Raw genomic sequence first — 15922 nt, 5'->3', positions numbered from 1 at the left:
CGCTTAGATCTCGTCGATCGACGACGACTCGAAGCGGCTGGAGATGTTGATGCCGAGCTCCTCCGCGGCACGGAAGGCGTCGTCGTCGGTGTCGCGGAGGTTGACCGCCGTGCCGTCGGCCGAGAGGACCTCGACGTTCAGGCAGAGCGACTGCATCTCCTTCATGAGCACCTTGAACGACTCGGGGATGCCGGGCTCCTGGATGTTCTCGCCCTTGACGATCGCCTCGTACACCTTGACGCGGCCGAGGATGTCGTCGGACTTGATCGTGAGGAGCTCCTGGAGCGCGTACGCCGCGCCGTAGGCCTCGAGGGCCCACACCTCCATCTCACCGAAGCGCTGACCGCCGAACTGCGCCTTACCACCGAGCGGCTGCTGGGTGATCATCGAGTACGGGCCCGTCGAGCGCGCGTGGATCTTGTCGTCCACGAGGTGGTGCAGCTTCAGGATGTACATGTAGCCGACCGAGATCGGAGCCGGGAACGGCTCGCCGGAGCGGCCGTCGAACAGCTGCGTCTTGCCCGAGGAGTCGATCAGGCGCTCGCCGTCGCGGTTCGGGGTCGTCGAGTCGAGCAGACCCGCGATCTCGGCCTCGAACGCACCGTCGAACACCGGCGTGGCGACCTTCGTGCCGGCCGGCGCCTCGAAGGCCTGCTCCGGCAGCTGGGCGGCCCACTCCGGGATGCCCTCGACCTTCCAGCCCTGCTTGGCGATCCAGCCGAGGTGCAGCTCGAGGACCTGGCCGAAGTTCATTCGACCGGGGATGCCGAGCGGGTTCAGGATGACCTGGACCGGCGTGCCGTCCGCGAGGAACGGCATGTCCTCGACGGGCAGGATCTTCGCGATGACGCCCTTGTTGCCGTGACGACCGGCGAGCTTGTCGCCCTCGGTGATCTTGCGCTTCTGGGCGATGTAGACCACGACGCGGCGGTTGACGCCCGAGCCGAGCTCGTCGTCGCCGTCCTCGGCGTTGAACTCCTTGACCGCGATGATCGTGCCCTGCTCACCGTGGGGCACCTTCAGCGACGTGTCGCGGACCTCGCGGCTCTTCTCGTTGAAGATCGCGCGAAGCAGGCGCTCCTCGGCCGACAGCTCGGTCTCGCCCTTCGGCGTGACCTTGCCGACGAGGATGTCGCCGGGGCGAACCTCGGCGCCGATGCGGATGATGCCGCGCTCGTCGAGGTCCTTCAGCAGGTCGGGGCTGACGTTGGGGAGATCACGGGTGATCTCCTCCTTGCCGAGCTTCGTGTCGCGGGCGTCGACCTCGTACTCCTCGATGTGGATCGAGGAGAGGGTGTCGTCCTTCACCAGGTCCTGGCTGAGGATGATCGCGTCCTCGAAGTTGTGACCCTCCCACGTCATGAACGCCACGAGGAGGTTCTTGCCGAGGGCGAGCTCGCCGTTCTCGGTCGCGGGACCGTCGGCGATGACCTCGCCGGCCTCGACGCGCTCGCCGGCCGAGACCACGACGCGCTGGTTGTAGCTCGTGCCCTGGTTGGAGCGGTCGAACTTGCGCAGGAAGTAGTCCTGGGTGCCGCCCTCGTCGAGCTGCACCGTCACGACGTCCGCCGAGACCTCGACGACGACACCGGCCTTGTCGGCGGTGACGACGTCACCGGCGTCGATCGCGGCGAAGCCCTCCATGCCCGTGCCGACCACCGGCGACTCGGAGCGCAGCAGCGGCACGGCCTGACGCTGCATGTTCGCACCCATGAGGGCGCGGTTCGCGTCGTCGTGCTCGAGGAACGGGATGAGCGAGGTCGCGACCGACACCATCTGGCGCGGCGAGACGTCCATGTAGCCGATCTCCTCCGAGTGGAAGAGGTCGACCTCGCCGCCGTTGCCGCGACGGGCGAGGACGCGGTCCTGCGCGAAGCGGCCGTCGGCCTTCAGCTCGACACCGGCCTGCGCGACGATGTAGTCGCTCTCCTCGGAGGCGGTCAGATAGTCGATCTGGTCGGTGACCTTGCCCTCGACCACGCGGCGGTACGGCGTCTCGATGAAGCCGAACGCGTTGATGCGCGCGAACGAGGCGAGCGAGCCGATCAGGCCGATGTTCGGGCCTTCCGGCGTCTCGATGGGGCACATGCGGCCGTAGTGCGACGGGTGGACGTCGCGAACCTCCACGCCTGCGCGCTCACGCGACAGACCGCCGGGGCCGAGGGCCGAGAGGCGGCGCTTGTGCGTCAGACCCGCGAGCGGGTTGTTCTGGTCCATGAACTGCGACAGCTGCGACGTTCCGAAGAACTCCTTGATCGCGGCCACGACGGGGCGGACGTTGATCAGGGTCTGCGGCGTGATCGCCTCGATGTCCTGCGTGGTCATGCGCTCGCGGACGACGCGCTCCATGCGCGACAGACCGGTGCGGACCTGGTTCTGGATGAGCTCGCCGACCGCGCGGATGCGACGGTTGCCGAAGTTGTCGATGTCGTCGACGTCCAGGCGGATCTCGGCCGGCTTGCCGCCGCGCACGCCGTCGAACGTGACGTCGCCCCGGTGCAGGCGGACCAGGTACTTGATCGTGGCGACGATGTCGTCGACCGTCAGCACCGAGTCGCTGAGCGGCTTGTCGACACCGAGCTTGTGGTTGATCTTGTACCGGCCGACCTTGGCGAGGTCGTAGCGCTTCGGGTTGAAGTAGAAGTTGTCCAGGAGCGCGCGGGCGGCCTCGGCGGCGACCTGCTCGCCCGGACGGAGCTTGCGGTAGATGTCGCGGAGGGCGTCCTCCTTGGAGAGGATCGTGTCCTTCGACAGCGTCTCCTCGATCGAGTCGAAGCCGGCGAACTCGGCGAGGATGTCCTCGCTGGTCAGGCCGAGCGCCTTCAGGAAGACGGTGACCGACTGCTTGCGCTTGCGGTCGATGCGGACGCCGACCTGGTCGCGCTTGTCGATCTCGAACTCGAGCCAGGCACCCCGCGACGGGATGACGCGCGCCGACACGATGTCCTTGTCGCTCGTCTTGTCGGGGGTCTTGTCGAAGTAGACGCCGGGCGAACGGACGAGCTGCGACACGACGACGCGCTCGGTGCCGTTGATGATGAACGTGCCCTTGCCGGTCTGGAGCGGGAAGTCGCCCATGAAGACCGTCTGGGTCTTGATCTCACCGGTCTGGTGGTTCATGAACTCGGCCTCGACGTAGAGCGGGGCCGCGTACGTCTTGCCGCGCTCCTTGCACTCCTCGATGGAGTACTTCTCGGGCTCGAGGTACGGGTTGGTGAACGAGAGCTGCATGGTCTCGCTCAGGTCTTCGATCGGCGAGATCTCCTCGAAGATCTCCTCGAGACCGCTGATCTCGGGCACGTCGGTGCGACCGTCGGCCTTCGCCTGGGCGACGCGGGCCTTCCAGGCCTCGTTGCCCACGAGCCAGTCGAACGACTCGGTCTGCAGCGCGAGAAGGTCGGGGACCGTCAGCGTGTCGGAGATCTTGGCGAACGAGAGGCGGGATGCTCCGCGTCCGTTCTTAGGGGTGGTGGTGGGGTTGGATGCGTTGCGCGCAGCAGCCAAGGGGATTACCTCCGTGGGCCCGTAGGGCTCGTTTCCTTGTCGTCAGGTGGAGTGCTCTCTTCCCCGAAACCCGCGCGGCACTCCTCGCGTGAACGCGGGGGGGCGCAGGCACAGCCGACCACCATATGAGGGCAGGGGGAATCCAAGAGCGCAAAGACCCACTATACGTCGAACGACGCGCCGTGTCCAGTCGGATCCTTGACGACTTTTGGATGCTGCGGTATAACCCCACGCAGCACGCACCCGCGCACCCGGCCCAAGGGCCGGAGCACGCGGGCGCGACCTGCTGCTGCCTACTTCTTGCCGAGGTTTCCTCGGCAGGCCATGCCCGGGTTCACGCCGACGTCGATGCCGGCGCTCACGAACATGCCGTAGCTCTGGATGCCCTTGTAGCCGTTCTTCTGGTTGCCCCGCATCGCGAGCATGTCGTCGTCGAAGCCTTCGGGGTTGCCCTCGACACTGTCGATGGTGTCCTGCCCCGAGAACGCGCACTCCGACGCGGAGTTGTTGGCGCCTTGCGCCTCACCGCCGTTGCCGGTCGCCTCTCCTGCCATCGCGGCTCCGCCGCTGCCGAGCACCAGTCCGATCGCCACCGCCGCGCACGCCAAAACCTTCTTCATCGCATTCCCCTCCCCATGGTGACGTCCGAAGCCCCGGATCGGACGAACGGCGACCCCTTCGGCGCCGTCACCGCCGCACCATACTCCTGACGGAAGCCGAGCGGAAGGACTCGACGGGGAGGATCGACCGCTTCCGATACACCGATGCACTGAAACCGTGGCGGAATCGGCCGGACAGGTCCATGATGTGGTCATGACTGGGGGACGATCCCCCGTGATCCGCACGCCCGACCAGCGGATCCGGGTGTTCGTGAGCTCGACCCTGCGCGAGCTCGCCGACGAACGTGAAGCAGTGAGGTCGGCCATCGAGCGTCTGCGGCTCGCGCCAGTGATGTTCGAGCTGGGCGCCCGCCCCCACCCTCCCCGCGACCTCTACCGCTCCTACCTCGCTCAGAGCGACGTGTTCATCGGCATCTACGGCGCCAGCTACGGCTGGGTCGCCCCCGAAGAAGCGGTCTCCGGACTCGAAGACGAATACAACCTGGCCTCCCCCGAGATGCCCAAACTCATCTACGTCAAAGACACCGACACCCGCGACGAACGCCTCACCCAGCTCATCGCCCGCATCCAAGCCGACGACACCGCCGCCTACCTCCACTTCCACACCGCCGCCGACCTCGAAGACCACGTCGCCGGCGACCTCGCCATGCTCCTCGCCGAACGCTTCGACGAATCGCGAGTCGCCGCTACAGCCGAGCCGGAGCCCGAGGCTCCCACCCTCATCGGACGCGTCCCCGTCCCCTACACCCCGACGATCGGCCGCGAGGCCGACATCGACGCCGTGCGCACACTCCTCGCCCGCGGCACCGACCGCGTGGTGAGCCTGATCGGCCCCGGTGGCATCGGCAAGAGCCGGCTGGCGATCGAGACCGCGCTGGCGTGCGGCGACATGTTCCCCGACGGCGTGTACTTCGTGCTCCTCGAGGGCGTGCTCGAGCCGGGACTGCTGCTGCCGACGATCGCCTACTATCTCGGCATCCGCGACAACGGCGAAGCGGCGCTCGAGGAGCGCATCGCCCACGCGCTCGCCGATCGCCGCGTGCTCATCGTGCTCGACAACTTCGAGCAGATCGTGGATGCCGCCCCCGTCCTGGTGCGGCTGTACACGGTCGCTCCGACGGCGACGTTCCTGGTGACGAGCCGCATCGTGCTGCGCATCCGCGGCGAGCGCGTCTTCGAGGTCGCTCCGTTGACGACCCCGGCCGGCGAAGGTCCGGCGAGCCTGGATCGCGCCACGCGGTCCGCCGCCGTGACGCTGTTCGTGGACCGGGCGCGGGCGATCGACGCCGACTTCGACGTCACCGCAGACAACGCGGGCGACCTCGCCGACATCTGCCGCCGGCTGGAAGGGCTGCCGCTGGCGATCGAGCTCGCCGCCGCCAAGGTGCGCATCCTGAGCCCTTCCGGCATCGCGGAGCGTCTCGAGAGCAGCCTGCCGCTGCTGACGGCGGCGGTGCGGGATATGCCCGACCGGCACAAGACCATGCGGGCGACGATCGACTGGAGCGTGAGCCTGCTCCCCGACACGCAGCGCGAGCTGCTCGAAGATCTCGGCGTCTTCGCGACCCGGTTCACACTCGACGCTGTCGAGGCGCTGGGCGAGGGACGCTCGTGGGGCGACGAGGCGATCGACGCGCTCACCGCACTCATCGACGGCTCGCTCGTGAAGCAGAGCGAGGTCGGCGGACGGCGCGTGTTCTCGCTGCTGTCTCTCGTGCGCGAATACGCGCTGGGGCGCCTGAAGGAGCGCGGCGACGCGGTGCGGGTGCGCCGCGCGCACGCCGACTACTACCGGGGCCTGGTGCAGCGGATCGCGCCCGGTCTCGGCGGCAGCGGGCAGGCCGACGCGGTCGTGCGTCTGGGGCTCGAGCTTCCGAACCTGCGCGCCGCGGTGCGCCACCTCATCTACACGAACCGGCTGGACGACGCCGGCGACTTCGCGTGGAGCCTGCTCATCTACTGGTGGATCTCGGGCTTCTTCGCCGAGGTGCGGGTGTGGATGCTCGAACTGCTCGAGAAGCAGCACGACCAGCCCATCACCCAGCACACGCGCGCGATCGCGTGGTTCTTCGCCCTCTGGGGCGAGATGTGGCAGCGGCCCAGCGAGCAGGTGATCGCCGGGCTCGGCGAGTGCGTACGGCTGTTCACGGAGAGCGGCGACGAGGATGCCGCGGCCATGGCCCTCGCCGCGCGCGCGACCGCGCGCGTGCAGTTCTCCCACCTCGACACCGACAAGGCCGATGCCGAACTGCGCGAGGCGGTCGTGACGCTGAGCGAGCGCGGGAACACCTGGGCGGAGGCCATCACGGAGGTGTCGCTCGGCAGGCTCGCGTGGGTCAGGGGCGCCACCGACGACGCCCTCGCGCACTTCGATCGCGCCACGTCGCTCGCCGAGGCACGCGGCGACCTGTTCACGACGTCGGTCGCCGGCAATCTGCGAGCTCGTCTGAACTTCCAGCTGGGACGCACCGAGTATGCCGAGCGGGAGTTCGTGCACACCCTGCTGCTGTCGATCCGGCTGCACTACGAGGAGGGCGTCGCTTACGGGCTCGAGGGCGTCTGCGCCGTCGCCGCCGCGCACAGCGAGGCGTGGCGGGCGGCGGCTCTGGCGGTCGCGGCCGGCGAGATCCGGCAGCGGATCGGCATCTTCGACGTCGAGGCGTTCACGGTGCACACGCCGTATCTCGAGATCCTGCGCGGTCACGACCCCCAGAGCGTGGAAGCCGGGCAGGCCGCCGGTGCCGAGCTCACGGTCGCCGAGGCCGTGCAGCTCGCTCTTCCCGAACACGAGTGGGAGACCGTCGCCGACACCCTGCGCACCTGGTAGGGGAAGGACGTATCAGCACTGCGCACGCGGTGCTCTGGTGCGGTGAGAAGCGTGCTCGTATGCTGTCCACCGAACTGCGCTCCTCGGATCCAAAGGTGACTGGGCACCGCTGCGAGGGGGTCGAGATGGCTCTGGTTCCAGACGTGCCGCGCGGCACAGTCGACGTCGACGGCGACGGAGACTCCCTCGACGTGCGCATCGACGCGGCGCCGCCGGACGTCGTGCCCGATGAGCACGGCATCACGCTGCTCGCCGATGTCATGCTCCACGCGCGCGCGGACACCGTCGCGACCGTGCTCGTCCGAGGCGGCGACGACGTCCACTACGCCGCGCTCACCGTGCGCGACGGGATCGCGGAGCTCATCCACCTCGAGCGGCGGGGCGACCACCTCTACGGGGCGCGGATCCACCTGATCATCGGTGAGACGCTGCATCTGACCGTGGTCGCGAGCGACTTCGAGACGGGCATCGCCTGGCTCGAGGAGCAGGTCGCCGTCGGCGGCATGGGCATGGGCGGCGGGCCCGAGTCGGCCGCGGAGGCTGTGCCTCCGCCCGCGGTGCCGGAGTTCGAGACCGGTGGTGCATTCGAGATGGGGCCACTGGGTGGAGGCGGGATCGGCGGTGGGATCGGCGGCCGATCCCCCGGGCTCGCACCCGCCGCACCGACACCGCCCGCTCCCGCCCCGTCCGCGCCGCCGCCCGCAGCGGCTTCACCGGTGCCGGCGCCGGGGGCGCCGGCCGCCGGCCTGGACGGTGCGACGCCGGTCCCGACCGTCGTCGACGCGGAGGTTCCCTCGCGCGTCATCGCCGGCGTCGCGTTCGATGCCGTCGTCAGACTGTCGCTGGAGGACCTCGTCCCGACGGCAGGCACGGCGCACAAGAAGACCCGGGCACGGTTCGACCCGTCGCGTGACATCGAAGTGGGCATGCAGCTGCGCGGCCTCGCCTTCGCCGACGGCACCCCGTCGGTCATCACGACCTCGCTGCCCGCGGAGGGGGACGACCCCCGGCGACTCGTCTTCCGGCTGGTGCCCGACGCACCCGGGCGCGGCCACATCACCGTCACGTTCACCCAGGCGCCCGTGGTGGCTCCGCTCGCCGTCCTGGCGCTGAGCACCCCCATCCTCCCCGACGACGCCGACGGCCCCGACGGCGACGTGCGGGTGGTGGCGGCATCCGTCGCCGCGCCGCCGCGCAGCATCGCGGACCTCCCCACCCTCGTGATCGACGAGTCGATCTCGCGCGGCCGCTCCGAGCTGCTCATCACGGCGAAGATCGGCCGGACGGTCGTGAAGAACTCGGTGCGCCTCGCCGACAAGAGCGCGTACGTCGAGGGCATCTACGCCGACCTCGCCGAAATCAGATCGGCGTATCGGCAGACGGTGGAGGACGACCCCGACGAGGCCGAGGAGGCCGCCGACACCGTCCGCCGCGAGGTGCGCACACTCGGCGCCCGGATCGCGGAGGATCTCCTCGGCGATGAGGTCAACGCCCTGCTGTGGAGCCGGCGGCGGCGGATCTCGCAACTCGTGCTGCAGACGTCAGGCGAACTCGACATCCCCTGGGAGATCCTGCACCTCGTGCCTGTCGGCACGCAGCGACCCGACCCGGAGCGCTACTTCCTCGGCGACCTCGGGCTGACGCGGTGGATGTACGGGACGACGCGACCCACGGTCCTGCCCGTCGACACCAGCCGTGTCGTCGCGGTCGCGCCGGACTACGTCGATCACAACCTGACCCTCCCGCGCGCCCGCGAGGAGATCGAGACCCTCGGCGACCTACTGGCGCTCCGTCCGCGCTCCGCCGACGACCCGGCCGCTTTCCGCCAGGCGATCGCGGACGGCTTCGACCTCCTCCACTTCGCCGGGCACGGCCGGTGGCGCGACGCCGCTCCACGCGGGCAGGAGATCGCCTTCGCCGCGTTCTCGGAGGATCACGACGACGGATCGGCCTCGTACACGGACTCCGACGCACGACGCGATCTGCCCGAACTGGACGAGCCGCAGGCCGCGGCATCCGCCCCGTTCGTGTTCCTGAGCGCGTGCGACGTGGGCCGGCTCCGCTCCGGCGCGACCGGGCTCGGCGGGTTCGCGGAGGCGTTCCTCCGCGGCGGAGCAGGCGTGTTCATCGGGTGCTCGTGGGCGGTGCGCGATGACGTGACCGCGCTGTTCGTCCGCACCTTCTACGCGCAGACGCTCGGCGAGGGCGCGACCGTCGGCGAGGCGGTGCTCGCCGCACGACACGCCGCGCGCGAGGCCGGCGATCTCACCTCCCTCGCCTTCACGGTCTACGCCGACCCTCGCGCGAAGCTCGTGCGCAGCGGCCACGCCGGTGACGACCACCACTGACTTCACCCATCCACCCTCAGCAGACAGGACGTGACACCATGCCCGACACCACCGCGACCGCCCGTGGCGCGACGCTCAGCGCCGCGGAGCTCACGGCACTGCGCAAGCACGTCGTCCACACGGAGGACGGCAGGCTCGCCACGGCGGCGAGCGCCAAGCCGCGCACCGTCGAGGACTTCGAGACCACGGCCGAGGACGTCAAGCGCATGATCGACGTCGACCTCGGCGCGTTCGTCGACCAGCAGGCGAAGAAGACGCCGGCCGGCGAGGCGCCCGCGCCCGTTCCGGTGCTCATCTGGGCGCACGGGGGGCTCACCGACAAGGCCGCGGGGCTGCAGACCGCACAGCGCCAGGTCGCGTGGTGGAAGAAGAACGGCGTGTACCCCATCCACCTCGTCTGGGAGAGCGGGTTCAAGACCACTCTCGAAGACGTGGTCCGGGGCAAGGCCGGCAAGCGCGGTTTCACCGACCTCACGGATCTCGCCGTGGAAGCCGCGGCACGAGTGCTCGGCGGCCGGAAGTTCTGGGACGACATGAAGCTCGACTCCGCCGGCGCATGTCTTCCGGCCATCGACGGCGGTGCGGCAGGCGGTGCGTACGTGCTCGCGGCGGCGCTCCGGGAGTACATGGCTGCGAACGCGGGCGCCATCGAGCTGCACATCGCCGGGCACAGCGCCGGGTCGATCTACCACTCGCACTTCGTGCCGCGGCTGTTCGAGGGCGACGACAAGGTCGAGAGCGTGAAGAGCGTGACCTTCCTCGCGCCCGCCGTGCGCGTCGACACCTTCGAGGCGACGCTGCTGCCCCTCGCCGAGACCGGCAAGATCGAGAACCTGTCGATCTTCACGATGAACGAGAACCAGGAGAAGCGCGACAACACGGCCGGGGTCTACCGCAAATCGCTCCTGTATCTCGTCTCGCGGGCATTCGAGGCGGAGAAGGATGCCGAGATCCTCGGTCTCGAGGAGCACCTGCGTCGCTCCGGGCGGACGATGGCCTACCTCGGCGACACCTCCGAGCGCCTCGTCCTCGGTCCGGTCGCCCGCGGCCGGCGCAGCAGCACGCAGGCGACCTCGCACGGCGACTTCGACAACGACGAGGAGACGATGATGAGTCTCGCGCGGCGCGTCGTCGGCGTGCCGGACAGCGACGAGACCGACCACGTTGCCGTCTTCCCGCGCCGGACGCGCGAGGTCAGCGAGTTCACGCCTGCGCCGCGCCCGGAGCCGACCGGCGCCCGCGGTGCCGCGCCGCGCAAGCTGGCGCTGTGCATCGGCATCGACGCGTACCCGAGGGACCCGCTGAGCGGCTGCGTGGCGGACGCCGAGGCATGGGCCGCTGCGCTCACCGGCGCCGGCTTCAAGGTGGAGTCGATCCACAACAAGGACGCCACCCGCGACACGATCCTGCGGGCGATGCTCGACAAGGTCTCGTCGGCGCGCGACGGCGACATCGTCGCGATCCAGTTCGCCGGGCACGGAACATTCGTCCCCGACCTCGACGGCGACGAGACCGACGCGTTCGGGCCGAAGGACGAGGCTCTCTGCCCGATCGACTTCCGCGACGGCGAGCTCATCGTCGACGACGACCTCGGCGCCATCTGGGATGCCATCCCCGAAGGCGTCTCGGTGACGCTCTTCTTCGACTCGTGCCACTCCGGCTCGGTGAACCGCGAGATCACGCCGAGCGAGTTCACGTCGCGGAAGATCCCCGCAGGTGCGACTCCGCGGATGACGGTGCTCGACGCCGATGAGGAGGCGGCGTTCCGCGAGGAGCGGGCGGCGTCGCCTGCCGATGCGTTCCGCATGGCCGCGTGGAAGCGGGTCGTCGAGGTCGAGACCGACCGTGCCGCGGTGCCCCGCGCGCAGCGGGCCGACGGCCGGGAGGTGCTGATCAGCGCCTGCCAGCCCGACCAGGTCGCGCTCGAGACGAACGGGCGCGGCGTGTTCTCGTCGGCCGCGCTGAGCGTGTTCGCCAAGACGCCGGCGCTGACCAACAGCGAGTTCGTCGCGGCGGTGTTCGACATCCTCGATGACACCTACGAGCAGCGACCGATGCTCTCGGCGGCAGGAGCCCTGAACGCGCGGGGGCTGCTGTCCTCGGTACACGACGCGCCTCCTGCTGCGGCATCCGTCGCGATCGAGACGGACGGCCACCGCGCGCCCGCCGAGATGCGCACCGCCGCGATCGTGGCCATCCTCCGCGCAACCGCCGACCTGCTCGAGGCCGGAGGCAGGTGAGCCGGCTTCGGTGGTCCCCTCACACGGGCGGGCGCGCGTGCCGGAACCGGATGCGGGTGCCCGGCCGCGCCTGCGCGACGAGGTCGAGGCCGGCGGCCGTCACCACGGCGATCACCGGGTAGCCGCCGGTCACGGGCCCGTCGGCGAGGAGGATGGTGGGCCGGCCGCTGGGCGGCACCTGCAGCGCGCCCGGGACCATGCCCTCGCTCGGCAGCTCCCCCGTGCGCACGCGGGCGAGCTCGGGCCCATCGAGGCGTGCGCCGACGCGATCGGCGTGGTTCGAGACGGTCCACACGGCGTCGTAGAGCGTCGTCAGCGCCTCCGGAGCGAACCACTCGGCGCGCGGTCCCGGTGCCAGTTCGAGCTCGAGCTCGTCATCGTGCGGTGCGCCCCACGCCGCGGGCGGCGCGACCGGGATCGGCGTGCGGGCGTCGTCGCGGACGCCCACGACGGCACCGGCGCGGAGCGCTGCAGGTCCGAGCCCGGCGAGCAGATCGGTCGCACGCGAGCCGAGGGCGGTGCGACCGTCGAGGCCGCCCCGTACCGCGACGTAGGCGCGCGCCCCGTGTGAGAACCAGTCCAGGTGCAGCTCGGCGCCCGCCGGCCACGGATGCGCCGCATAGGGGTCGGCCGCCAGCCCCGCGATGCGCACAGCACCCCACGCACCGGTCACCGCGACCCACAGGTCAGTCTCCGCGACGGCGCGCAGCCCGCCCATCGTGACCTCGATGGCCGCGGCGTCCTCGGGGTTGCCGAGCAGTCGGTTGGCGGTGCGCAGGGCGGCCCGGTCGAGGGCTCCCGACACGGCCACGCCGACGGATGCCGCGCCCTCCCGTCCGAGATCCTGCAGGGTCGCCAGCAGGCCGGGTTCGAGGATCCGGATGCCGGGGCCAGGCGCCTCCGCCGCGGCCGGGCTCACGCGCCCGGAGACTCCGGGCGACGCGCCGCCGCCACCGGCGCGCGCCGCCGGCCGGAACCGAACGCGGGTCCCCGGCGCCAGAAGCGCGGGGGATGCGGCATCCGGATCGAACAGCGGCGCGGTGGTGGTGCCGATGAGCCGCCAGCCGCCGGGAGTGTCGCGCGGGTAGGCGCCTGCGAATCCACCGGCGAGTCCCACCGCCCCCGCGGGCACCCGGGTGCGGGGCGAGTCGAGGCGCGGCACATCGAACGGCCAGTCGTCGCTGACGAGGTAGCCGAAGCCCGGCGCGAAGCCGGTGAAGGCCACGCGCCACTCCGCCGCGGAATGACGGCGCACGAGGTCATCGGCACCGATGCCGAGCAGGAGCGCGGTGCTGTCGAGATCGGCCCCGTCGTAGGCGATGTCGAGCTCGACGAGCGGCCCGGCGGAGCCGCCACCGGGCTCGGTGTCGGCCGCCGCGGCGAGCGCCCACGCCCGAGCGGACGCGAGCGGAAGGAGCCGCGGGTCGACCCGCACCAGCACGGTCCGAGCCGCCGGCACCAGGTCGACGACGCCCTCCGGCCGCGCGGCGGCGAGCGCGGCGTGCAGGGGCAGCACGTCGTCGAGCGCGCCGACCTCGAGGAGGAACGCGCGCTCCCCCATCGGCCGGACGCGCGGCGCCGGCGTGCTCACCACGGCGCCCGCACCTCCACGCCCGCGGCGTCGAGGGCCGCGCGCACGGCGCGCGCCATATGGACCGCGCCGGGTGAATCGCCGTGCACGCACAGGGAGACCGCGTCGGCCACCACGAGCGACCCGTCGATCGCCTCCACCACGCCCTCGCGCGCGAGGAGCACCGCTCGCACGACGACGAGATCGGGGTCGTCGAGAAGGGCGCCCGACTGCGTGCGCGGGACGAGCGATCCGTCGGGCAGGTAGCCGCGGTCGAGGAAGGCCTCGCGTACGAACGGAAGACCGACGGATGCCGCAGCCTCGGCGATCTCGCCGGGAAGACCGAGCACCGGCAGGGGCCGGCCGAGCAGCGCCGAGCAGTCGGCGATCGCGCGGGCGACGGCATCCGCCTGCCGTCGGTCGCCGATGACGGCGTGGTAGAGGGCGCCGTGCGGCTTGACGTAGCGCAGGTCGGCGCCGGCGGCGACCAGGGCCGCGAGCTGCTCGGCGACGGCGGCGCAGAGATCGGCCGGGTCCATCGCCGCGGCGATGCGGCCGAAGTTCGCACGGTCGGGGTACGAGGGGTGGGCGCCGACCGCCACACTGAACCGCTCGGCCCTGGCAACGGCCTCGCGCATGGAGGGGACGTCGCCGGCGTGTCCGCCGCACGCGACGCTCGCGCTCGAGATCACCGCGAACATCGCCTCGTCGTCGGCCGTCGGCATGCCGCCGACCGTTTCGCCGAGGTCCGCGTTGAGGTCGATCGCCGCCATGGCACCACGGTACTGCGGCAAGACTGCCGCCGGCCCGGCGGGCCCCCGCGTTACGGATCCGTAAAGGCTGACCGCGCATCGATGCGCGAGACGACTCCGCCAGGCAGGATGGAGCGCATGGCCCGATCCACTGAACGTGTCGCGGCCGGGGCGCCGCTGCTCCAGGTCCGCGACGTCGCCGTCGAGTTCCAGACCATCGACGGCCCGGTGCACGCCGTCGAAGGCATCGATCTCGACCTCGCGGCCGGTGAGACGCTCGCGATCGTCGGCGAGTCGGGCTCGGGCAAGTCGACCACCGCGATGGCGGTCATCGGGCTGCTGCCCGGCAACGGCAAGGTCACCCGGGGCAGCATCATGTTCGAGGGCGAAGACCTCGTCGGCGCCTCCGAGGGCGTCATGCGCACGATCCGCGGCGGCTCGATCGGGCTCGTGCCGCAGGACCCGATGTCGAACCTCAACCCGGTGGCGAAGATCGGCAGCCAGATCGCCGAGACGCTCCTCGCGCACGGCCTCGCCACCCGCCGGGATGTCGACCGCAAGGTGGTCGAGACGCTGGCCGCGGCGGGCCTGCCCGACGCCGCTGAGCGCGCCAAGCAGTACCCGCACGAGTTCTCGGGCGGCATGCGCCAGCGCGCGCTCATCGCGATCGGCCTCGCGTGCGACCCGAAGCTGCTCATCGCCGACGAGCCCACGAGCGCCCTCGACGTCACCGTGCAGAAGACGATCCTCGATCAGCTCGACCGCATGACGAGCGAACGCGGCACGTCGGTCATGCTCATCACGCACGACCTGGGCCTCGCCGCCGAGCGCGCCGCACGCGTGGTCGTGATGAACCGCGGACGCATCGTCGAGCAGGGCCCGGCGCGGCAGATCCTCGAGGACCCGCAGCACCCGTACACGCAGGCGCTCGTGAAGGCCGCCCCCTCGGTCGCCGCGGTGCGGCTGCGGCCCGACGTGTTCCGCGCGAGCGTGCCCGCGAGCCCCGAGCCCGACATCGCCCCCGTCGAGGAGGCGACGGATGCGGCGACCGCAGCGGATCGCGCTGTCGAAGCCGGCCCGGCCGACGCCGCAGCGTCTCCCGCCCCGGACTACATCATCGAGGTCGAGGGACTCACCAAGATCTACAGCGTCCGGGGCTCCAAGGAGCCGTTCGCCGCAGTGCAGGACGTGTCGTTCGCCATCCCGCGGGGAGAGACCGTGGCGATCGTCGGCGAGTCGGGGTCGGGCAAGACGACCACGGCGCGCATGGTGCTGCGCGTGTTCGAGCCGACGAGCGGATCCATCCGCTTCGACGGCCAGGACGTCGCGAAGCTCAAGGGCGGCGACCTCAAGCAGTTCCGCCAGCGCGTGCAGCCGATCTTCCAGGACCCGTACTCGTCGCTGAACCCGATGTTCTCGATCGAGCGGATCATCTCCGAGCCGCTCGACTTCTACAAGCGCGGATCCTCCAAGGAACGCGCCGCGCGCGTGCGGCAGCTGCTCGACGACGTCGCGCTTCCGCAGACGATGCTGCGCCGCTACCCGTCCGAGCTGTCGGGCGGTCAGCGCCAGCGTGTGGCGATCGCGCGGGCGCTCGCGCTCGCGCCCGACCTCATCGTGTGCGACGAGCCGGTGTCGGCGCTCGACGTGCTGGTGCAGGATCAGGTGCTGACGCTCCTGCGCGACCTGCAGCGCGAGTACGGGCTGAGCTACCTCTTCATCTCGCACGACCTGGCCGTCGTGCGGCTCATCAGCGACTACGTGTGCGTCATGAAGGAGGGACGTCTCGTCGAGGCGGCATCCTCCGAGGAGATCTTCACCAACCCCCGCGACCCCTACACGCGGCGCCTGCTCGCCTCGATCCCCGGCAACGAGCTCGACATCGCCGTCTGACCGCCCGCCGGCCCCGCGCGCCGCGTGCCCGGCGCGTCCCGGGTGCCCGGCGTCCCCCGCGCCCCGCCCTCCCTCGGCGAGACCCCAGTGGGTGGACGAGACCGTGGGGAAACCCCAGGGTCTCGTCCACCCACTGGGGTCTCGCGGTGTGGAGCCGCGGCGGCGACG

General features: G+C 70.9%; 8 protein-coding genes. 4 read left to right on the top strand and 4 right to left on the bottom strand.

Annotation, left to right across the window (positions count from 1 at the left end):
* Window positions 1–3: 3 nt before the first annotated feature.
* Complete coding sequence (locus tag MRBLWS13_RS16025; protein ID WP_349426326.1) at window positions 4–3504, bottom strand: DNA-directed RNA polymerase subunit beta; 3501 nt, start codon at window positions 3502–3504, stop codon at window positions 4–6.
* A gap of 293 nt (window positions 3505–3797) precedes the next feature.
* The gene (locus MRBLWS13_RS16020; RefSeq protein WP_163618826.1) at window positions 3798–4124 is read right to left on the bottom strand and encodes a hypothetical protein; all 327 of its coding nucleotides are present in this window, start codon (window positions 4122–4124) and stop codon (window positions 3798–3800) included.
* A 193-nt stretch (window positions 4125–4317) separates the two neighbouring features.
* Here MRBLWS13_RS16020 and MRBLWS13_RS16015 point away from each other — a divergent pair, with 193 nt between their 5' ends.
* The 3 genes from MRBLWS13_RS16015 (at window position 4318) to MRBLWS13_RS16005 (ending at window position 11539) form a co-directional block, all read left to right on the top strand.
* Window positions 4318–6951: a DUF4062 domain-containing protein gene (locus MRBLWS13_RS16015; protein ID WP_349426325.1), complete on the top strand. Its 2634-nt coding sequence runs from the start codon at window positions 4318–4320 to the stop codon at window positions 6949–6951.
* A 125-nt stretch (window positions 6952–7076) separates the two neighbouring features.
* Window positions 7077–9299, top strand: a complete 2223-nt coding sequence (locus MRBLWS13_RS16010) for a CHAT domain-containing protein (protein WP_349426324.1) — start codon at window positions 7077–7079, stop codon at window positions 9297–9299.
* A gap of 38 nt (window positions 9300–9337) precedes the next feature.
* Window positions 9338–11539, top strand: coding sequence for a caspase family protein (locus tag MRBLWS13_RS16005; protein WP_349426323.1), 2202 nt, complete (start codon window positions 9338–9340; stop codon window positions 11537–11539).
* A gap of 19 nt (window positions 11540–11558) precedes the next feature.
* Here MRBLWS13_RS16005 and MRBLWS13_RS16000 read toward each other — a convergent pair whose 3' ends face one another.
* Window positions 11559–13133: an urea amidolyase family protein gene (locus tag MRBLWS13_RS16000; RefSeq protein ID WP_349426322.1), complete on the bottom strand. Its 1575-nt coding sequence runs from the start codon at window positions 13131–13133 to the stop codon at window positions 11559–11561.
* Window positions 13127–13882, bottom strand: coding sequence for a 5-oxoprolinase subunit PxpA (locus MRBLWS13_RS15995; protein WP_349426321.1), 756 nt, complete (start codon window positions 13880–13882; stop codon window positions 13127–13129). Before MRBLWS13_RS15995 ends, MRBLWS13_RS16000 begins: the two co-directional genes overlap by 7 nt.
* A gap of 117 nt (window positions 13883–13999) precedes the next feature.
* On the opposite strand from MRBLWS13_RS15995, the gene MRBLWS13_RS15990 reads away from it, so the two are divergent.
* Window positions 14000–15754 carry an ABC transporter ATP-binding protein gene (locus MRBLWS13_RS15990; RefSeq protein WP_349426320.1) on the top strand — a complete coding sequence of 585 codons (1755 nt, stop codon included), beginning with the start codon at window positions 14000–14002 and terminating at the stop codon, window positions 15752–15754.
* The last annotated feature ends 168 nt before the right edge of the window (window positions 15755–15922 follow it).

Source organism: Microbacterium sp. LWS13-1.2 (genome assembly GCF_040144835.1).
Lineage (GTDB): Bacteria > Actinomycetota > Actinomycetes > Actinomycetales > Microbacteriaceae > Microbacterium.
This window is presented reverse-complemented; position numbering and strand designations above follow the sequence as displayed.